The organism is Streptomyces flavochromogenes (assembly GCF_000717595.1).
Lineage (GTDB): Bacteria > Actinomycetota > Actinomycetes > Streptomycetales > Streptomycetaceae > Streptomyces > Streptomyces flavochromogenes.
On sequence record NZ_JNZO01000021.1, the window covers coordinates 122,851 to 142,093 of the forward strand.

At 72.3% G+C, this 19,243-nt stretch carries 17 protein-coding genes; 10 read left to right on the forward strand and 7 right to left on the reverse strand.

Going from position 1 to position 19,243, the window contains the following annotated elements; all coding sequences use genetic code 11:
* Positions 1–376 precede the first annotated feature (376 nt).
* Positions 377–3,109: a pyruvate dehydrogenase (acetyl-transferring), homodimeric type gene (gene aceE / locus IF00_RS0125540; protein WP_030321823.1), complete on the forward strand. Its 2,733-nt coding sequence runs from the start codon at positions 377–379 to the stop codon at positions 3,107–3,109.
* Between the two features lie 98 nt (positions 3,110–3,207).
* Positions 3,208–3,975 carry a potassium channel family protein gene (locus tag IF00_RS0125545; RefSeq protein ID WP_037639046.1) on the forward strand — a complete coding sequence of 256 codons (768 nt, stop codon included), beginning with the start codon at positions 3,208–3,210 and terminating at the stop codon, positions 3,973–3,975.
* On the opposite strand, the gene IF00_RS0125550 is transcribed toward IF00_RS0125545, so the two are convergent.
* The gene (locus IF00_RS0125550; protein WP_030321826.1) at positions 3,956–4,330 is read right to left on the reverse strand and encodes a peptidase inhibitor family I36 protein; all 375 of its coding nucleotides are present in this window, start codon (positions 4,328–4,330) and stop codon (positions 3,956–3,958) included. The genes IF00_RS0125545 and IF00_RS0125550 overlap by 20 nt on opposite strands.
* A 127-nt stretch (positions 4,331–4,457) precedes the next feature.
* The gene (locus tag IF00_RS0125555) at positions 4,458–6,065 is read right to left on the reverse strand and encodes an MFS transporter (protein WP_425338342.1); all 1,608 of its coding nucleotides are present in this window, start codon (positions 6,063–6,065) and stop codon (positions 4,458–4,460) included.
* Positions 6,066–6,194: 129 nt separating this feature from the next.
* Between IF00_RS0125555 and IF00_RS0125560 the strand changes: the two genes are divergently transcribed.
* The 7 genes from IF00_RS0125560 (at position 6,195) to IF00_RS0125590 (ending at position 13,928) form a co-directional block, all read left to right on the forward strand.
* The gene (locus IF00_RS0125560; protein ID WP_030321830.1) at positions 6,195–6,830 is read left to right on the forward strand and encodes a TetR/AcrR family transcriptional regulator; all 636 of its coding nucleotides are present in this window, start codon (positions 6,195–6,197) and stop codon (positions 6,828–6,830) included.
* Positions 6,831–6,887: 57 nt separating this feature from the next.
* Positions 6,888–8,102 (forward strand): alpha/beta hydrolase, encoded by a 1,215-nt coding sequence (locus IF00_RS0125565; RefSeq protein ID WP_030321832.1) that lies wholly within the window; start codon positions 6,888–6,890, stop codon positions 8,100–8,102.
* Positions 8,103–8,176: 74 nt separating this feature from the next.
* The gene (locus IF00_RS0125570; protein WP_030321833.1) at positions 8,177–9,064 is read left to right on the forward strand and encodes a DUF4429 domain-containing protein; all 888 of its coding nucleotides are present in this window, start codon (positions 8,177–8,179) and stop codon (positions 9,062–9,064) included.
* A 185-nt stretch (positions 9,065–9,249) separates the two neighbouring features.
* Positions 9,250–10,647, forward strand: a complete 1,398-nt coding sequence (locus IF00_RS0125575) for a sensor histidine kinase (protein ID WP_030321835.1) — start codon at positions 9,250–9,252, stop codon at positions 10,645–10,647.
* Positions 10,644–11,324, forward strand: coding sequence for a response regulator (locus IF00_RS0125580; RefSeq protein ID WP_030321837.1), 681 nt, complete (start codon positions 10,644–10,646; stop codon positions 11,322–11,324). The genes IF00_RS0125575 and IF00_RS0125580 overlap by 4 nt, the downstream gene beginning before the upstream one ends.
* A gap of 319 nt (positions 11,325–11,643) precedes the next feature.
* Positions 11,644–12,714 carry an alpha/beta hydrolase gene (locus tag IF00_RS0125585; protein WP_078944846.1) on the forward strand — a complete coding sequence of 357 codons (1,071 nt, stop codon included), beginning with the start codon at positions 11,644–11,646 and terminating at the stop codon, positions 12,712–12,714.
* A complete protein-coding gene (locus IF00_RS0125590) occupies positions 12,711–13,928 on the forward strand; it encodes an acyltransferase family protein (RefSeq protein WP_030321841.1) in 1,218 nt (405 codons plus the stop codon). The genes IF00_RS0125585 and IF00_RS0125590 overlap by 4 nt, the downstream gene beginning before the upstream one ends.
* 11 nt (positions 13,929–13,939) lie before the next feature.
* Here IF00_RS0125590 and IF00_RS0125595 read toward each other — a convergent pair whose 3' ends face one another.
* Together IF00_RS0125595 and IF00_RS0125600 are read right to left on the reverse strand one after the other, a co-directional pair.
* Entirely contained in the window at positions 13,940–14,965 is a 1,026-nt protein-coding gene (locus tag IF00_RS0125595; RefSeq protein ID WP_030321842.1) for an aldo/keto reductase, read from the reverse strand.
* The gene (locus IF00_RS0125600; RefSeq protein WP_051820613.1) at positions 14,962–15,411 is read right to left on the reverse strand and encodes a MerR family transcriptional regulator; all 450 of its coding nucleotides are present in this window, start codon (positions 15,409–15,411) and stop codon (positions 14,962–14,964) included. Before IF00_RS0125600 ends, IF00_RS0125595 begins: the two co-directional genes overlap by 4 nt.
* 52 nt (positions 15,412–15,463) lie before the next feature.
* Between IF00_RS0125600 and IF00_RS0125605 the strand changes: the two genes are divergently transcribed.
* Positions 15,464–16,294, forward strand: a complete 831-nt coding sequence (locus IF00_RS0125605; protein ID WP_030321844.1) for a serine hydrolase domain-containing protein — start codon at positions 15,464–15,466, stop codon at positions 16,292–16,294.
* 7 nt (positions 16,295–16,301) lie between these two features.
* Here IF00_RS0125605 and IF00_RS0125610 read toward each other — a convergent pair whose 3' ends face one another.
* Genes IF00_RS0125610 through IF00_RS0125620 form a run of 3 tightly spaced genes read right to left on the reverse strand, consistent with a single transcriptional unit; the run spans position 16,302 to position 19,236 of the window.
* Positions 16,302–16,991: a hypothetical protein gene (locus tag IF00_RS0125610; RefSeq protein ID WP_051820614.1), complete on the reverse strand. Its 690-nt coding sequence runs from the start codon at positions 16,989–16,991 to the stop codon at positions 16,302–16,304.
* Positions 16,988–18,547 (reverse strand): ATP-binding protein, encoded by a 1,560-nt coding sequence (locus tag IF00_RS0125615; protein ID WP_030321846.1) that lies wholly within the window; start codon positions 18,545–18,547, stop codon positions 16,988–16,990. Before IF00_RS0125615 ends, IF00_RS0125610 begins: the two co-directional genes overlap by 4 nt.
* Positions 18,544–19,236 carry a response regulator transcription factor gene (locus tag IF00_RS0125620; protein WP_030321847.1) on the reverse strand — a complete coding sequence of 231 codons (693 nt, stop codon included), beginning with the start codon at positions 19,234–19,236 and terminating at the stop codon, positions 18,544–18,546. The genes IF00_RS0125615 and IF00_RS0125620 overlap by 4 nt, the downstream gene beginning before the upstream one ends.
* Positions 19,237–19,243 lie beyond the last annotated feature (7 nt).

A 19,243-nucleotide genomic window follows, 5' to 3' on the forward strand; every position in this document is an offset into this window, starting at 1 on the left:
GCGCGCGGCGCTGGCCGTAGTCCACACGTGCCGGGGTGGATCGCGCAAGTACCCGGCCGTGGAGACCGCCGAAACGGTGACGTTTGGGGCCGTCTCGCCGCAACTTCCGGCACCGCAGGGACCCCGCTCCGTGATCAGGCACACATGATTCATCCCGGTTTAAGGACTTCTGAGGTTTCAGTCTGCCGAACGCCCGGACGAAACGCATGCGCGGGTTGAGCGTAAGGTTGCGATTTGACCGCACCCAGACACGTGGAGGACACCGCTGGGGGTTACCCCTCGGTAAATGTGACGTCTGGCGCACACGGGGTACACGATGGACACATCCCGACCACTTCGTGGCCTCGTGGGCACCACCGAACAGCGAAGGAAGAGCGTGGCTCCCGGATCCGATCGCAACCCGATCATCATTGGCGGCCTTCCCAGCCAGGTCCCGGATTTCGACCCGGAAGAGACCCAGGAATGGCTCGACTCCCTCGACGCGGCCGTGGACGAGCGGGGCCGTGAACGGGCCCGCTACCTCATGCTCCGGCTGATCGAGCGGGCCCGCGAGAAGCGCGTGGCCGTGCCCGAGATGCGCAGCTCGGACTACGTCAACACGATCGCGACCAGGGACGAGCCCTTCTTCCCCGGCAACGAGGAGATCGAGCGCAAGGTCCTCAACGCCACCCGGTGGAACGCGGCCGTCATGGTCTCGCGCGCCCAGCGTCCGGGGATCGGCGTCGGCGGCCACATCGCGACCTTCGCCTCCTCGGCCTCGCTGTACGACGTCGGCTTCAACCACTTCTTCCGCGGCAAGGACGAGGGCGACGGCGGCGACCAGATCTTCTTCCAGGGGCACGCGTCGCCCGGCATCTACGCCCGCGCGTACCTCCTGGACCGGCTGAACGACACGCAGCTCGACGGCTTCCGCCAGGAGAGGTCGAAGTTCCCGAACGGGCTCTCGTCGTACCCGCACCCGCGGCTGATGCCGGACTTCTGGGAGTTCCCCACGGTGTCGATGGGCCTCGGCCCGCTCGGCGCGATCTACCAGGCCCGGATGAACCGGTACATGGAGGCGCGCGGGATCGCCGACACGTCCAAGTCGCACGTCTGGGCCTTCCTCGGCGACGGCGAGATGGACGAGGTCGAGTCGCTGGGCCAGCTGTCCATCGCCGCCCGTGAGGGCCTGGACAACCTCACGTTCGTCGTCAACTGCAACCTCCAGCGCCTCGACGGCCCGGTCCGCGGCAACGGCAAGATCATCCAGGAACTGGAGTCGATCTTCCGCGGCAACGGCTGGAACGTCATCAAGCTGATCTGGGACCGCTCCTGGGACCCGCTGCTCGCGCAGGACCGTGACGGCATCCTGGTCAACAAGCTGAACACCACCCCGGACGGCCAGTTCCAGACGTACGCCACGGAGACCGGCGGCTACATCCGCGACCACTTCTTCGGCGACGACCACCGGCTGCGGGCGATGGTCGAGGGCATGAGCGACCAGCAGGTGCTGCACCTGGGCCGCGGCGGTCACGACCACAAGAAGATCTACGCGGCCTACGCGGCGGCGAAGGCGCACGCCGGCCAGCCGACGGTGATCCTCGCCCAGACCGTCAAGGGCTGGACGCTGGGCCCGAACTTCGAGGGCCGCAACGCGACCCACCAGATGAAGAAGCTGACGGTCGACGACCTGAAGCGCTTCCGCGACCGGCTGCACATCCCGGTGACCGACCGGCAGTTGGAGGACGGCCTGCCGCCGTACTACCACCCGGGCCGGGAGTCCGAGGAGATCCAGTACATGCACGACCGCCGCAAGGCGCTGGGCGGGTACGTCCCCACCCGGGTCGTGCGGGCGAAGCCGCTGGTCCTCCCCGACGACAAGACCTACGCGGCCGCCAAGAAGGGCTCCGGGCAGCAGTCGATCGCCACCACGATGGCCTTCGTCCGCATCCTGAAGGACCTCATGCGGGACAAGGAGATCGGCAAGCGCTTCGTGCTGATCGCCCCCGACGAGTACCGCACCTTCGGCATGGACGCGTTCTTCCCGAGCGCCAAGATCTACAACCCGCTGGGCCAGCAGTACGAGGCGGTGGACCGCGAACTCCTCCTCGCCTACAAGGAGTCGCCGACCGGCCAGATGCTGCACGACGGCATCTCCGAGGCCGGCTGCACGGCCTCGCTGATCGCCGCCGGTTCGGCGTACGCCACGCACGGCGAGCCGCTGATCCCGGTGTACGTCTTCTACTCGATGTTCGGTTTCCAGCGGACCGGCGACCAGTTCTGGCAGATGGCCGACCAGCTGGCCCGCGGCTTCGTGCTCGGTGCCACCGCCGGCCGGACGACCCTGACCGGCGAGGGCCTCCAGCACGCGGACGGCCACTCCCACCTGCTGGCCTCGACCAACCCTGCCTGTATCGCCTACGACCCGGCGTACGGCTTCGAGATCGCGCACATCGTCAAGGACGGTCTGCGCCGCATGTACGGCTCCGAGGCCGAGGACGTCTTCTACTACCTGACCGTCTACAACGAGCCGATCCAGCACCCGGCCGAGCCGGCGGACGTGGACGTGGAGGGCATCCTCCAGGGCATCCACCGCTTCAAGCCCGCCGAGGCCGGCCTCATCCCGGCCCAGATCATGGCCTCCGGTGTCGCCGTGCCGTGGGCGCTCGAGGCTCAGCGGATCCTCGCCGAGGAGTGGAACGTCCGGGCCGACGTCTGGTCCGCGACCTCCTGGACCGAGCTGCGCCGCGAGGCCGTGGCCGTCGAGGAGCACAATCTGCTCCACCCGGACGAGGAGCAGCGCGTCCCGTACGTGACGCGCAAGCTCCAGGGCTCCGAGGGCCCGTTCGTGGCGGTCTCGGACTGGATGCGGGCCGTGCCGGACCAGATCTCCCGCTGGGTGCCGGGCACGTACGGCTCGCTGGGCGCGGACGGCTTCGGCTTCGCGGACACGCGGGGCGCGGCCCGTCGGTACTTCCACATCGACGCCCCGTCGATCGTGCTGGCCGTGCTGACCGAGCTGGCCCGCGAGGGCAAGATCGAGCGCTCGGCCCTGAAGCAGGCGGTGGACCGCTACCAGCTGCTCGACGTGGCGGCCGCCGACCCGGGCGCCGCGGGCGGCGACGCCTGATCCGGTAGCCCCGGGGGTCTCCGGTAGCACAGCGCACCTGGTGAGGGGCGGTGGGACCTCGGTCTCGCCGCCCTTCGGCGTTCTCTACGATTCCCCGCATGAGGGATCGCTGGGAAGAACGCACACAGGCACCGCTGCTCGCGCTGGCCGTGGCGTTCGGCGTCGCCTACGCCGTGCCCATCGTGGCTCCCGGCGCCGCACCCTGGGTGCACCGGCTGTGCACCCACGTCGAGTGGGCGGTCTGGGCGGCCTTCGCGCTCGACTATCTGGTCCGGCTGGCCCTCGCCCCGGCCCGCTGGGCCTTCGTCCGCTCCCACCCCCTCGATCTGCTCGCGGTCCTGCTGCCGATGGTGCAGCCGCTGCGGCTGCTGCGGGTCGTGTCCACTCTTCTCCTCGTGGGCCGGCGGGCCCGGATGGCCCCTCAGATAACGCTCACCACCTATGTGGCGGGCGCGGTCGTCGGGCTGATGATGTTCGGCTCGCTGGCCGTGCTGCACGTCGAGCGGGATGCCCCCAACGGCAACATCAAGACGCTCGGGGACGCGGTCTGGTGGTCGTTCACCACGATGACCACGGTCGGGTACGGCGACCACGCCCCCACCACGGGTCTCGGCCGGGTCCTCGCGGTGGGCCTGATGCTCTCGGGCATCGCCCTGCTCGGTGTCGTCACCGCCAACATCGCGGCCTGGTTCATCTCCCGCTTCGACCGCGACGACGCGGTGGAGCGCCGCCAGACCGAGCTGCTGGAGGCACTGACCCTGGAGGTCCGCGAGCTGCGCGCGGAGGTCGCCCGGCTGTCGGTACCGGCAGGGGCTCCCGGACCGGAGCCCCAGGACGTTCCCGCGCCTACCGCTCCCAGAGCTTGAACGCTCTGACCTCGTAGGGCGTCTGCGGCACCCAGGTCCCCCGTCCCGGGTAGGTCTCGAACTCCCCCGTCTCCGCGCACTCGGCCGACTGGTAGGTCGTGACCGGCCGTCCCGTGCGGTTGGCGAGGGACTGGGCCGAGGTGCCCGGCGGCAGCGCGACACAGCTCTCGATGTCGGTCGTCGCCAGCTCGTGGCTCTGCGCCCTGCCCTTGAAGTCGGGCTTGGACCAGAGACAGAGCCGCCCCGGCCCGCAGGCCCCCAGAGCGGTCCCGGACGGCACGGCCGCTGCCGGGACCGCGAGGAGCGCGGTCAGGACGGCCGTGACGACCAGTGCGGTCTTCGTATACGCGTACATGCTGATGAACCCCCGTTTGGTCACTCTCCGTAATCAAAAGCATGGCGGAGGTCGCCCGGAGACGGAAGAGGGGCCGCCCCCGTTCACGCGAACGGGTGACGGCCCCCCTACGGGAACCCGACGGGCGTCAGATGTGACCGCCCATGCCGCCCGCCTCCGCGTTCTCGCCGCGCTTGGTGAGCGTGGCGACGAGCGCCGCGACGACGGCGACGACACCGGCGACGGTGAAGGCCAGACCCATGCCGTCGAGGAAGGTGTCGTGGATGACGCCGGTGATCCGCTGGAGGAGATCGGGGGTCATCCCGGGCGCCTGGGCCAGCTCCGGCGGAGCCATGCCGAACTCGGCGGCCTGCTCCAGCTGCGGGTTGACCGGGGCCGGGATGCCGGCCTCCTTCCAGTTGCCCTCGAAGGCCCCGGCGACCTTGGAGGACATCACGGCGCCGAGCACCGCCGTACCGAGCGCGCCGCCGACCTGCATGGCGGCCTGCTGGAGGCCGCCGGCCACACCGGAGAGCTCCAGGGGCGCGTTGCCGACGATGACCTCGGTGGCGCCGACCATGACCGGAGCGAGCCCGAGGCCGAGGAGGGCGAACCAGAGGGACATGACGAAGGTGCCGGTGCCGGCGGAGAGCGTGATCATGCCGAACATCGCGACGGCCGTGCAGACCATGCCGCCGACCAGCGGCACCCGCGGGCCGAACTTGGTGATCAGCGCGCCCGCGAGCGGCGAGGAGACGATCATCATCGCGGTCAGCGGCAGCAGGTGAAGACCGCTGTCGACCGGGCTGAGTCCCTTCACGCCCTGGAGGTAGAAGGTCACGAAGAACAGGCCGCCCATGAAGGCGAAGGCCATCAGGACCATCAGGACGACACCGGCCGAGAGCGGCACGGAGCGGAACATGGCCAGCGGGATGAGCGGCTCCTCGACCTTGGTCTCCCAGAAGGCGAAGACGGCGAAGAGGAGCACCGCGCCGAGCAGGCCGCCCCAGGTCTTGCCGCTCGACCAGCCCCAGGACTCGCCGGCCTTGATGAGGCTCCAGACGAGGGAGGCCATGGCGCCGGAGAGCAGCAGGATGCCGAGGACGTCGAAGGAGCGCGGCGCGTTCTCCGCGCGGTGGTCCTTGAGGATGACCAGGCCGAGGACGAGCGCGACGACGCCGACCGGCACGTTGATGAAGAAGACGGACTGCCAGCTGACGTGCTCGACGAGCAGGCCGCCGACGATCGGGCCGCCCGCGGTGGACGCGCCGATGACCATGCCCCAGATGCCGATGGCCATGTTCAGCTTCTCGGCGGGGAAGGTGGCGCGCAGCAGGCCGAGCGCGGCCGGCATCAGCAGGGCGCCGAAGAGGCCCTGGAGGATACGGAACGCGATCACGGCCCCGATGGAGTCGGAGAGGCCGATGGCGCCGGAGGCGAGGGCGAAGCCGGCGATGCCGATGAGGAAGGTCTGCCGGTGGCCGAAGCGGTCACCGAGCTTGCCGGCGGTGATCAGGGCGACGGCCAGCGCGAGCAGATAGCCGTTGGTGATCCACTGGACCTGGGCGAGGGAGGCGCCGAGGTCGGTCTTGATGGCGGGGTTGGCGATGGCGACGATCGTGCCGTCGAGCGCGACCATCATCACGCCGACCGCGACTCCGAACAGCGTCAACCACGGATGGCCACGCAGTCCCTTCGCCGCCGGTGCGGGTTCCCGGGCGTCCCCCTGACCCTGCGGGGCCTTTTCCACGGTGATCTGACTAGTCATGCGAAGGAGGCTAGTGACAGTCACTGACAATTGACAAAGCGATTCAGGCGCCGGTAACTGTCACGTAGCTCACAGGTACGCTGAGCTGGACGAAAAGCGTGAGAAGAGGACCCTGACGTGACCTTGCCCGGTCTGCGCGAGCGGAAGAAGCAACGTACGCGCGAGGCGCTGATCAAGGTGGCCCTCGAACTCTTCACCGCCCACGGCTACGAGCGGACGACCGTCGACGAGATCGTCGACACCGTCGAGGTCTCCCAGCGCACCTTCTTCCGCTACTTCTCCTCCAAGGAGGAGGTCGCCTTCGCCGTCCAGCAGATGGTGGAGGAGCGCTTCGTCGAGGCCCTCCGGCGACGGCCCCCCGGCGAGGGCCCCTTCGACGCGCTGCGCAACGCCGTGCTCTCCGGCTGGGACACCATCGGCGACGCCATCACCGAGGTCGTACCGCTGGATCTGTATCTGCGCACCTTCCAGATGATCGAGTCGACGCCCGCGCTGCTCGCCGTCCATCTGCGGCGCTCCACCGAGATGGAGGAGACCCTCGCCCGGATCATCGCCGAGCGGGAGGGCCTCGACGTCGACGCGGACCCGCGGCCGCGGATCGCGGTGGCGGCGTTCAGCGGTGTGATGCGCGTAACAGGGCAGATGTGGGGACGGGGCACGGACCAGAGCCTGGAGGCCATCCGCGCCCTCACCGAGCAATATCTGGACCATCTCGGAGCGGCCCTCGCACCCCGCTGGCGCGACCGGACGTAGCCCTGCGGGGTCCGGGGCGGTCGGGTCGTTCACCGACGACCCGTAGGGTGGCGGCCCGTGACCCCCGTCGAAGCCGACTCCCCCACGCTCGTCGTCCTGCGCGCGCTGCTCGCGCTCGCCGTCGTGTTCGTGCTGCTCACGACCACGGGCTGGACGACGATCAAGCACCGTCCGGTGCCCGGTCCGTCCCGCGAGGCCTCGCTCGCCGCCTGGGCGCGCGACCGGATCGACCACCGGCCCCTGCCCGGACCGAACACCCCCGCCGGGGACATGGCCGCGTTCTTCGCCCGGCTCGGCCCCGCGCGCGCGGCCGGGCTCGCCGAACGGCATCCGCTCGTCGTCGGCAACCTCGACGGCGCTCCGGTCGCCCTGCGCTACCGCGCCAACCGGATCACCCTCGGCCGCGCGCTCACCGTCGAACAGGACAGGATCCACGACACCCGGCTCTCCGCCCGGGGACGGCACGAGGCGCAGCGCCGCCTCGACCGCTTCGTCTCGCTGATGCGGCCCGGCCGGCAGATCCTCGCCTTCGACCCGACCGGTACGGGGCGGACGGCCGAGGTCCTCGGAGACCTGGCGCGGGCCCGGCACGTCTCGGTGATCGTGCCCGGCGTCGACACCAACCTCCTCACCTTCCAGAAGACCCACGGCCGGTACGCGGCTCCCGCGGGCATGGCCGAGTCCCTCTACCGCGCCGAGCGGCAGGCCTCCCCCGGCGCCCGGGTCGCCGTCATCGCCTGGGCCGACTACACGGCGCCCGCCGGGGTCGGCGTCGACGCCATGACCGGCCGCCTCGCCGAGGGAGGCGCCGCGCGGCTCGTCCGGCTGACCGAGGCGCTGCCCGGCGACGCGCGCGTGGCGCTGTTCTGCCACAGCTACGGCTCCGTGCTCTGCGGGGTCGCCGCGCCCCGGCTGCCTGCCCGGGTGACGGACCTGGCCGTGGCCGGAAGCCCCGGGATGCGGGTGGACCGGGCGACGGAACTCCGTACCCCCGCGCGCGTGTGGGCGATGCGGGACGCCGACGACTGGATCGCGGGCGTGCCGCACCTGGAGGTGGGCGGGGTCGGGCACGGAGCCGATCCGGTGGCCCCGGAGTTCGGCGCCCGGCTGCTCTCGGCGCGCGGCGCCATCGGCCACAGTGGCTATTTCGAGCCGGGCACCGAGAGCCTCGGCAACTTCGCCGCGATAGGCGTCGGATCCTACGGAGAGCTGGTCTGCGCACGTGCCGACAGCGCTTGCCACGGGGGAATATCCGGTACGGAAGGGCGCTGACGCGCGTAGATCACGTAATTTCGGGACCTTTCACGGGGGCGACGCGCGGGCACACGCCGCTTACGATGAGGCGTATGGGTGATGTGCTGGCCGGAATTCATGCCACCTGGGAGTTCGAGAGCGACGCCCTCGTCATCCGCTTCGACCGGGGGAACCGTGCGCCAAGGCTCTTCGGCGTGCTGCGCGAACGACGTGTACCGCACGAGGCGCTGGCGTCCGTGACGCTCTCGCCCGGCAAGCGGGGCACCGTCGTGCTGCACGCCGTGCCGAGACCGGGTGCCGATCCGCTGATGGAGGCGGCCGCGGGGCAGCTCTCGGAGACCTGCGACCCGTACCGCCTGGTGCTGCCGGCGGACCGGGAGACGCTCGCCGAGTACTACCGGGACGAGCTGCGGGCCGCACTCGGGCCCGGGGCGGCGGGGACGGCGTACTCCGACGACCCCTCGGACGGGGGCGACGTGACGCCCGCGGACCGTTTCCTCGTGGCGCCGCCGCAGGGTCCGCAGTCCTTCAAGGCGTACGACGGGAAGGCGAACTTCGACGGGCAGTCGGAGGTCTCGTTCCGCTGGTCCTGGACGGGAGCGTCCTCCGAGAAGTGGAAGGCGGGTGACCAGTTCTTCCACGTACGGGATCTCTGCGGGGTCGAGTGGCGCTCGCCGGACGTCCTGGACGGGCATCTGCGGCTGGTTCCCCGGGGTGGCGAAGCCCGCGCGCCCCAGCCGGACCACGACCCCGCCTCGGTCGTGTTCGGCCTCGGGTACGGGCCGGTGCACCTGTCCCTCCCCTTCGCGGCGGCGGTCCTTGCGGCGATCAGGACCGCGGACCGCGTCCCGGCCCGTACGGCCGCCGCTCCCGGGGCGGTCGCTGAAAGGATTCGGCACCTGGGTGAACTGCATCAGGCGGGACTGGTGACGGACGAGGAGTTCTCGGCGAAGAAGGCGGAGCTCCTCGCGGAGCTGTAGCCCGAACCGGGACGTGGCCGGAGCCGGGGGCCGCAGCCCGCGCCTGCGCCGCAGCCGGAATCCGGGGCTCCAGCCCGGGCCGAAGCCGCAGCCGGGGACCGCGCTGTCATACCCCGGTATCAGGACAGAGCCCGGTCCCCGGTATGACGTCGGGGGCCGGGCCCGCTGCATACGCTGAGCCGGTCATGGCTACCGAACCGCGGCACGAGCCGCCCACCCCCACCCTGCGGCAGCTCAGCACCCGGACACGCGAGATGTTCCAGGGGCTCGGGACCGCGCTCACCACGCCCACCACCCCGGGGGCGCCCCTCCTCGCCGACGCGTCCTCGCGGTGGGTGCGCCTGCTGCCGTACGTCGTCGCCCTCGCCTTCGTGGCCTCGCTCCTCCCCAGCACGATCCTGCTGCTCGCCGGGGACTACGGCGTCAACGGCGCGCTCGCCGGGGCCATCGGCACCGCCCAGACCGCACCGCTGCTGCTCGCCGTCGCGCGTCCGCTCCAGGCCTGGTGGATCATCTTCGCCGCCGACGTGCTCGGCGCGGTCGTGCTGCTCGCCGCCGACGGACCGCGCGCCGAGCTCTGGCCCTGGACCCCGCCGATCGTCGTCGGGTACTGCGCGCTGATGATCGCGCTCGGCCTGCGCGAGTCCCGCCGGGCGCTGTTCGGGGTGTGGCTGGCGACCGGTGTCGCCGGGTACGTCCTGGAGATCTTCCGGCCCGCCGGATACACCAGCGTCCACACCCTGCTCGTCGTCCTCAGCGGGGTGCTGCTCCTCCTCACCTCGGCGGTACGCGCGCGTGGCGACGCCCAGCGCCGGCTCGTCGAGCAGGAGACCATCAGCGAGGCCGAGCGGGCCCGCCGCACGCTCCTGGAGGAGCGGGCCAGGATCGCGCGCGAGCTGCACGACGTGGTGGCCCACCACATGTCGGTGATCACCGTGCAGGCCGACTCGGCCCCGTACCGCATCCCGGACCTCCCGGACGCGGCGCGCGAGGAGTTCACCTCGATCGCGTCGAGCGCGCGCGAGTCGCTGGCCGAGATGCGACGGCTGCTGTCCGTGCTGCGCAGCGACGGCAGCGACGGCGAGCGGGCCCCGCAGCCCGGCCTCGACCGGGTCCAGCAGCTCGTCGAGGCGACCGTACGGGCCGGGGTGCCGGCCGAGCTGCGGCTCGCCGCCGACCTCGGCGACGTACCGCAGGCGGTGGACCTGTCCGCGTACCGGATCGTGCAGGAGGCCCTCGCGAACATCGTCCGGCACGCACCGGGGGCGTCGACCCGGGTCTCGATCCGGGCGGACGGCGGATCGCTGACGGTCCTCGTCGTCAACGGGCCCTCGACGGAAGCGGATTCCGCGGTCGAACGCGGCGCCTCCGGAACCGGGCACGGGCTCGTCGGCATGCGGGAACGCGTACGGTTGACGGGCGGCTCGCTCGACACCGGGCCGCTGCCGGACGGCGGCTTCAAGGTCGCCGCGCGGCTGCCGCTGACCCCGGACCCGGTCCCCGCCGTGGCGACGCCCCCGGCCCGGGACCGGGCGCAGGCCACGACTCCGACCCCGCCCCCGACCGTCAAGGACTCCGAGTGACCATCCGCGTGATCATCGTCGACGACCAGGCCATGGTGCGGGCCGGATTCGCCGCGCTGCTCGCCGCACAGCCCGACATCGACGTCGTGGGCGAGGCACCGGACGGGCGGCAGGGCATCGACGTGGCACGCTCGACGCACCCGGACGTGGTCCTCATGGACGTCCGGATGCCGGAGCTGGACGGGCTCGCCGCCGCCCGGGAGATCCTCCACCCGCCGACCGGGGTCACCCACCGGCCGAAGGTGCTCATGCTGACCACCTTCGACGTGGACGACTACGTGTACGAGGCGCTGCGCGCCGGCGCGTCCGGCTTCCTCCTGAAGGACGCGCCTCCGGCGGACCTGATCGCCGCGGTACGGGTGGTGGCGGCGGGCGAGGCCCTGCTCGCCCCGTCCGTGACCCGGCGGCTCATCGCCGACTTCGCCGCCTCCCGGCCCGCGCCGCGCAAGGACACCACGGCGCTGCGCCTGAACGGGCTCACCCCGCGCGAGACCGAGGTCCTCGAACTCATCGCCCGGGGCCTGTCCAACCAGGAGATCGCGGACCGGCTCGTCCTCGCCGAGCAGACGGTGAAGACCCACATCGGCCGGGTCCTCGCCAAGCTGGACCTGCGCGACCGGGCGCAGGCGGTGGTCTTCGCGTACGAGTCGGGGCTCGTGACCCCGGGCACGTCCTGACGTCCCGGTACACGAATCGGGGCTCGTGACCCCGGGCACGTCCAGACGTCCCCGTACACGAATCGGGGCTCGTGACCCCGGGCACGTCCAGACGTCCCCGTACACGAATCGGGGCCGGTGACGCGGGGCAACGTCCTGACCTCCGGTAGCTGTCCCCCGGGGGAAAACCCCACCCCCGACCTGGTGTTGTCTGCTCCTCCACCCCCTACCCCGGTATCAAACGGGAGTTGGCTCCCCGGTGTGACGTGCCGTCACCCGTCGTCTTCCTACCTTCCTCTCGCCAGCGAACGAGCGAGTACCGGAGAGGGAGGGCGACCCCATGCGCCGTATTTCGAGGACCCTGATCACCGCGGCCCTGGTGACCGCCGTGATCGGCGGGACGGCCGGCTGGGCGTCGGGTGACAGCCAGGAGGCCGTCACCGGGGCGCCGGTCGGAACGGCGGAGTGGCGGGCAGCCGGGCTGCCGGACCCGGAGCGGATGGACCCGGCCGGTGTGGCGCGGTTCTTCGCCGGCCTGAGCCCCGCACGGCAGCGGGAGCTCGCCCGGGCGCATCCGACGGTCGTCGGGAACCTCGACGGGGCGCCGCTGGAGCTGCGCTACGAGGCCAACGCCCGCACCACGCAAGGGGCGTTCGGCGGGGCGCGGGTCCTCGCCCACGACACGCGCGGCCGGGGCCAGGTGGCCCTGGTGTACGGGGATCCGGCGCGGGCCGCGCACATCGCGGTGATCGTGCCCGGCTCGGACATCGACGCGGACCACGTGCGGCCGCTGACCGACATGGCGACCTCGCTGCGGCGGGCCACCGGCGGGGACACGGCGGTCGTCGCCTGGGCCGGGTACACCACCCCGGTCGGCGTCGGTCTGGACGCGGCGACCGGGCGGCTCGCCGAGGCAGGGGCGGACCGGCTCACCCGTTTCGTGGACGGTCTCGCGGCCGTCGGGGCGGCCGAGCCGTCCCTGTTCTGCCACAGCTACGGCTCCGTGGTCTGCGGCCTCGCCGCCCACGATCTGAAGGCCAAGGACCTGGTGGTCTTCGGCTCCCCCGGGATGCGCGCCGGGAACGTGAACGAGCTCGGCACCTCCGCCCGCGTCTGGGCCGCGAAGGATCCCACCGACTGGATCGACCGGATCCCGAACGTCGAGGTCGGGGATCTCGGGCACGGCGCCGACCCCGCCGGCCCGGCGTTCGGGGCCCGCCGGATCGCGGCCGACGACGCGGCTGGCCACGCCGGCTACTTCGCGCCGGGCACCTCCTCCCTCCGCACGTTCGCCGCGATCGCCGACGGCTCCGTCTCCACCCCGGACGACGTTCGCACCGCCGAAGGCTCCGTCCGCACGGACGGCATCCGCACCGCCGCCGGCGCCCGCACCGAGGGAGACGTCCGATGAGCGCCCTCGCGACCATGGCCCGCCGCACGACCCGGAAGATCGAGTCGGGGACCCCCGCCCACCGCGACCGGGCGATCGACGGACTGCGCGCCCTCGCCCTGCTGGCCGTGCCCACCGGGCACTGGCTGCTCGGCGGCTTCACGCTCTCCTCCGACGGGGCCATCCACAACGCCAGCCCGCTGGGTACGTTCGCGGGGCTCGCGCCGGTCAGCTGGGTCCTCCAGATGCTGGGGATCTTCTTCCTGGTCGGCGGTTACGCCTCCGTCCTCTCGTACCGGCGCAGAAAGGGCTCCACGCGCGCGTGGCTCGGTGGCCGGCTCGCGCGGCTCGGTCGCCCGGTCCTCGGTGTCACCGCCGTCTGGGCGGCGCTGCTGCCCGTGCTGCACTTCGGGTTCGACGTCCCCGTGGACACCCTGCGGACCGCGTCCACGCTGGTGATCCAGCCGCTGTGGTTCGTCGGGGTGTACACGGTGGTCACCGCGCTCACCCCGCTGTGCGTCCGGGCGGCCCGCCGTCTCGGGGTGTGGGCCGCGGCCCCGCTGCTCGGCTCGGTGGCCGTCGTCGACTTCCTGCGGTACGGCCCGTACGCCGACGCCGTACCGTCCTGGCTCAGCCTCCTCAACATCCTGCCCGGCTGGCTCTTCGCGTATCAGCTCGGCGTCTCCTGGGGCGAGGGCCGGGTCACCAGGCGGCACGCCCGGTGGCTGCTGATCGGCGGGGCCGCGCTCTTCGCCGCCCTGCTGCTCGCCTTCGGCTACCCGGCCTCGATGGTCGGCGTGCCCGGCGAGGCCCGCACCAACTCCCATCCGCCGTCGCTGCTCGTCCTCGCCCTGGCCGCCGCGCAGAGCGGCGCCGCGATCCTGCTCAGGGACCGGCTCGGCAAGCTCCTGAAGCGGCCCGCGCTGTGGGCGCCGGTCGTGGTCGTCAACCTCTCGGCGATGACGATCCTGTGCTGGCACCAGACGGCCATGCTGACCGCTGCGATGCCGGCCTCGTACCTCGGGGAGGTCCCGGGTCTGGTCGGTGCACCGGACTCGGTCGGCTGGATCCTGGCCCGGCTGGCGTGGATGCCGGTCTTCGCCGGGCTGCTCGTCCTGATCGGGCGGTACGCGCGCGGGTTCGAGTCGCCGTGGGCCGGGACCGGCCCGGGCCGGCGCACCCTCGCGGGGCTGCTGGCGGCGGGATTCGCGGTCTTCGCCCTGGGGCTCGCGTGACGCGCGGCCCCTCAGGCCTCGCGCGACACCGCCGTGAAGCGCATGTCCATGTAGCGGTCGCCCGCCACCAGGCCGGAGATCGGCTCGAGTTCGGCGAGTTCGGCCCCGGTGAGGGTGATCCGGGTGGCGGCGGCGTTCTCCTCCAGGCGGGAGCGCTTGCGGGTGCCCGGGATGGGCACGACCGTCAGGCCGTGCACGGAGGCCCGCTGCTGGACCCAGGCGAGGGCGATCTGCGCGGGGGTCGCGCCGTGCGCGGCGGCGATCTTGCGGACCGGGTCGAGCAGGGCGGCGTTCCGCTCCGCGTTCTCGCCGGTGAACCGGGGCTGGTGCCGGCGGAAGTCGCCGCCCGTCAGGTCCTTGGTGGCGTCGGCGAAGGACCCGGTGAGGAAGCCGCGGCCGAGCGGCGAGTACGGCACGACGGTGACGCCGAGTTCGGCGGCGGCGCCGACGGCGCTGCGCTCCACGTCCCGGGAGAAGAGCGACCACTCCGACTGGAGGGCGGCGATCGGGTGGACGGCGTGGGCCTCGCGCAGTTCGGGCCCGGTGACCTCGCTGAGGCCGAGGTATCTGACCTTGCCCTCCCGGACGAGTTCGGCCATCGCGCCGACGGACTCGGCGAGCGGGACCTCCGGGTCGCGGCGGTGCATGTAGTAGAGGTCGATGGTCTCGATGCCGAGGCGGCTCAGGCTGCCCTCGACGGCGGTCCTGATGTACGCGGGGTCGTTGCGGATCCCCCGGTAGGCGGGGTCGTCGGCACGCCGCTCCAGGGCGAACTTGGTGGCGAGGGTGACCTCGTCGCGGTGGGCGGCGAGGAAGGGGGCGAGGAAGCGCTCGTTGGCGCCGTTGCCGTAGGCGTCGGCGGTGTCGATCAGGGTGACGCCGGCCTCCAGGGCCGCGTCGAGGGTGTCGCGGGCGGCGGCCTCGTCGGTGTCGCCGTAGAACTCGCTGATGCCCATGGCGCCGAAGCCCTGGACGCCGATCCCGGGTCCGTCCTGGCCGCCGAGCCGTACGGTGTCGATCCTGGTCACGTCGGTCATGAAACTGTGCCTCCGCATGCGGTCCCGTAATGACTGATCTTGATGTCGAGCACGGCGAGCGTGTCCTGGAGTTCGGTGATCCGGGAGAGCACGTCACGCCTGGTGGCCTCCAGGAGTTCCCGTCGTTCGTCGCGGGTGTGGTCCCCCTCGCGGACGAGCTCCGCGTACCGGACCATGTCGGCGACCGGCATCCCGGTCAGCCGCAGCTTGCCGACGAAGGCGAGCCAGCCCAGGTCCCGCTCGGTGAAGCGGCGCTGGCCGGTGTGCGAGCGGTCCACGTGCGACATGAGTCCGATCCGCTCGTACCACCGCAGGGTGTGGGCCGTGAGCCCGGTCAGGGCCGCGACCTCGCTGATCGTGTAGTAGGCCCGGGGGATCCGGCTGCCGCTCGTGCCTGTGCTCGTACTCGTGCCGGTACTCGTGCTCGTGCTCGCCATCACGCTCATGACCCCCACGCTAAAACGTTGGAGTGCACTCCAAGCAAGTAGGCTCGGCCCCATGCAGAGCAGCGTGCCGAGCCTGGCGTCGATCGAGAACTGGCCCGTCCCCACCGCGGCGGCCGCCGTGGTCCGCGCGGACGGCACCCTGGCCGGGTCGTACGGCCCCACCGGGCAGCGGTTCCCGCTCGCCTCCGTCACCAAGCCGCTCGCGGCGTACGCCGTCCTCGTCGCGTACGAGGAGGGGGCGATCGACCTCGACGAGCCGGCCGGGCCCGAGGGCGCGACCGTACGCCATCTCCTCGCCCACACCTCGGGGCTCGCGTTCGACGAGAACCGGGTCATGGCCGCGCCGGGCACCCGCCGGATCTACTCCAACACCGGGTTCGAGGCCCTCGGCGACCACCTCGCCAAGGCGACCGACATCCCCTTCGCCGAGTACCTGCACCAGGCGGTCCTGGAGCCGCTCGGCATGACGTCGACGACGCTGGAGGGCTCGCCCGCCAAGGACGCCGTCTCGACCGTCGACGACCTGGTGCGGTTCGCCGCCGAGGTGCAGGCGCCGCGGCTGCTCGACCCGCGCACCGTCCTGGACGCGATGAGCGTCGCGTACCCCGGCCTGACCGGCATCCTGCCCGGTTACGGGCACCAGCGGCCCAACGACTGGGGCCTCGGCTTCGAGATCCGCGACGGCAAGTCCCCGCACTGGACGGGCCCCACGTCCTCGCCGCGTACCTTCGGGCACTTCGGGCAGTCCGGTACGTTCCTGTGGATCGACCCGGACGCGCGCGCCGCGTGCGTCGCGCTGACCGACCGCCCCTTCGGGGCGTGGGCGGTCGAGGCCTGGCCGCCGTTCACCGAGGCGGTCCTCGCCGACCTGCGGTCCGTCTGAGGGGCGGCTACCCGTCGCAGCGTGCGGTGGGCAGGATCCCGTCCGGGCCGCTGAGCGACACCTCGACCAGGCCGGCCGGGTCCTCCGCGTAGGCGGTCGTGCAGACCAGCTGGCGGACGCCCGCCTCGGACAGCCTCTTGACGGGGAAGGGCGTCCGGACCCAGATGAGACGGCGCGCCGGGTTCCCCGTCGAGGCGTTCCCCTTCGAGTCCTGCAGCATGGTCGCGCCGTCCCCCTCCGCCTTGGGGAGGGCGGTGGTGATGCCCGCCGCCCTCTCGTTCTCCCCGGGTCCGGCGAGGAGCATGGCGAGGATCTTGTCGGTGACGATCCCGCCGCGGCTCAGGTCGTCGCGGGATATCTCGTAGCCGGGGCCGAAGACGTCGGTCGGGACGCGTTCTCCCGAGCCCCCCGTCGGGGAGGTGGTCTCCGGGATGGGTCGGCCGATGTCGCGGGTCACCGGCATCGACCGGCCGTCGGGGCCGACGAAGTAGAGGACGATCCGTTCGTCGAGCAGCGGCGCCGCGACGTGGAGCGTCGCCGCCCCGCCCGCCTCGACGACGTCGCTCTTCTGTATGCCGCAGCCGGCCAGCGCGGGCGGGGTCAGCAGGGCGAGCAGAGCGACGGCGGCCGCTCTGCGGCGCCTCGCGGCTCCCCCCGCCCGGCGGCGGTGTCCGGCGGTGGCCGCCCGGTTGTTCACAGCGGCATCCGTACCGTGAAGACCGCCCCGCCCTCGGGGCCGTTGGCGGCCGTGACCGTGCCTCCGTGGAGCCGCACGTTCTCCAGGGTGATCGCGAGACCGAGGCCGCTGCCCGCCGAGCGGGTACGGGCCTGGTCCGCCTTGTAGAAGCGGTCGAAGACGTGCGGCAGGACGTCCGGGTGGATGCCGGGGCCCCGGTCGGCGACCTCCGTCACCAGCTGGTCCCCCTCCGCCCACAGCCGGACCGTCACCGGCGCCCCGCCGTGCCGCAGCGCGTTCCCCACGAGGTTGGCGACGACGACGTCGAAGCGGCGCGGGTCGAGGCGGGCCCTGATCCCCTCCGCGAGGTGCGGGACGACCTGCGCCGGATCGGTCCAGTACCGGTGCTGGAGGGTCTTGCGGACGCAGTCGGCGGCGTCGACCTCGTCGGTGTGCAGCTCGGCGGCGCGGGCGTCGAAGCGGGAGATCTCCATGAGGTCTTCGACGAGTACGGCGAGCTTCCCGGTTTCAGCGCTGATCAGACGGACGGCGCGGGCGGTGTCGCTGTCGAGGCTCCCGGCGTCCTCGTCGAGGACCTCCGTGACGGCGAGCATCCCGGCGAGCGGGGTGCGGAGTTCGTGCGAGACGTCGGAGGCGAAGCGGCGGGCGCGGGCCTCGGCGTTGCGGAGTTCCGCGACGGAACGTTCCAGCTCGGCGGCGGACTCGTTGAACGTCCGGGCGAGGTCGGCGAGTTCGTCGCTGCCCTTGGCGTGGATACGGGTGTCGAGCCGGCCGCGGCCCATGCTGTGGGCCGCGTGGCGGAGCTCCCGTACGGGCCGGAGCACGCCGCGCGCGGCGATCAGGGCGGGGATCAGGGCGACGGCGAGCGCGGGCAGGGCGCCGTCGCGGGCCGCCGTGACCATCGCCTCGATGTTCGCCTCCTCCTCGCTGAGTTCCATCACGGCGTAGAACACGAGACCGGTGCGCTGCGGCGGGCCGTCGGCCGAGCGGGCCAGGAAGACGGCGGGAACGGCGATCGTGAGGTACGGGGTGCCGTTCTTGACCACCCGCTGGAAACTGCCGTGCGGGACGGCCTCGTCGTCGGCGGCGCGGGCCCGCAGCTCCGGCGTGATGACGGAGGAGGTGGGCCGGTCGGTGGAGGAGACGCGGAGGGTGCCGTACTCGGCGTAGACGCGCCAGGCGCGGGGCTTGCCCTGGCGGGCGACCCTCATGAGCGAGTCCCGCAGCATCTCGGGTTGGACGGGCAGGGTGGTGCCGAGGGCGTCGATCTGCTCGCGGAAGGCGGAGACGGCGGTGTCCTGGGTCTGCTCCAGGATGGCGTTGCGGGCGGCCCGGTAGGTGAGCGCGGCGGTGGTGCCGCAGCCGACGGCGGCGACGAGCAGGAAGGCGAGGACGAGCCGGGTGCGGAGCCCGAAGGGGTGCGGCCGCAGCCGCGGGCTCCGGACCCTGCGCCCGGACGCGCGCCCGCGCCCCGGCGTCCCGTGACCGTCATCACCGGCGTGCGCGCCGCGCCCCTCGTGCCCGGTGTCCTCGTCCGGGGTGACGCAGGCCTTCACTGCGGTCCCAGCGGACCGAAGCGGTAGCCGAAGCCGCGCAGGGTCTGGATGTAGCGGGGGTCGCCCGGGGTGTCCTCGATCTTGTTCCGCAGTCGGCGGACACAGGCGTCGACCAGCCGGGCGTCCCCGTGGTAGCTGTGCTCCCAGACGTGTTCGAGGAGCTGCTGCCGGCTGAAGACCTGCTCGGGCGCGGCCGTGAGGTGGAGCAGCAGCTTCAGCTCGGAAGGGGCGAGGGCGATCCGCTCGCCCGCCTTGGCGACGGTGAGCCCGGCCCGGTCGATGGCCAGCTCCCCGTGGAACTCGACGGCGGCCCGGCCGCCGGCCGGTTCCTCGATGCGGCGCAGCACGGCCCGTATCCGCGCCTCGATGACCTCGGTACGGGCGGGCTTGACGATGTAGTCGTCGGCGCCTGCCTCCAGACCGATGACGACGTCGAAGTCGTCCCCGCGGGCGGTCAGCATGATGATCGGCAGCTGGCTGCTCTCGCGGACCCGGCGGCAGACCTGGACGCCGTTGATGCCGGGCAGCATGAGGTCGAGCAGCAGCAGATCCGGGCGGAACTCCGCGAGCGCGTCGAGCCCGGCCTCCCCGGTGGCGGCGGTGCGCACCTCGTGCCCGCGGCGCCGGAGCCCGAGCTCGACGCCTTCGCGGACGGAGGGGTCGTCTTCTATCAGGAGCACGCGGGGCATCTGTGAA

Excerpts from the sequence above, each read along its gene's own strand:
- IF00_RS0125575 (WP_030321835.1), top strand. The coding sequence starts at position 9,250 with ATGGCTACCGAACCGCGGCACGAGCCGCCCACCCCCACCCTGCGGCAG.
- IF00_RS0125595 (WP_030321842.1), bottom strand. The coding sequence starts at position 14,965 with ATGACCGACGTGACCAGGATCGACACCGTACGGCTCGGCGGCCAGGAC.
- IF00_RS0125570 (WP_030321833.1), top strand. The coding sequence starts at position 8,177 with ATGGGTGATGTGCTGGCCGGAATTCATGCCACCTGGGAGTTCGAGAGC.
- IF00_RS0125590 (WP_030321841.1), top strand. The coding sequence starts at position 12,711 with ATGAGCGCCCTCGCGACCATGGCCCGCCGCACGACCCGGAAGATCGAG.
- IF00_RS0125550 (WP_030321826.1), bottom strand. The coding sequence starts at position 4,330 with ATGTACGCGTATACGAAGACCGCACTGGTCGTCACGGCCGTCCTGACC.
- IF00_RS0125600 (WP_051820613.1), bottom strand. The coding sequence starts at position 15,411 with ATGAGCGTGATGGCGAGCACGAGCACGAGTACCGGCACGAGTACGAGC.
- IF00_RS0125585 (WP_078944846.1), top strand. The coding sequence starts at position 11,644 with ATGCGCCGTATTTCGAGGACCCTGATCACCGCGGCCCTGGTGACCGCC.
- IF00_RS0125620 (WP_030321847.1), bottom strand. The coding sequence starts at position 19,236 with ATGCCCCGCGTGCTCCTGATAGAAGACGACCCCTCCGTCCGCGAAGGC.
- IF00_RS0125545 (WP_037639046.1), top strand. The coding sequence starts at position 3,208 with ATGAGGGATCGCTGGGAAGAACGCACACAGGCACCGCTGCTCGCGCTG.
- IF00_RS0125605 (WP_030321844.1), top strand. The coding sequence starts at position 15,464 with ATGCAGAGCAGCGTGCCGAGCCTGGCGTCGATCGAGAACTGGCCCGTC.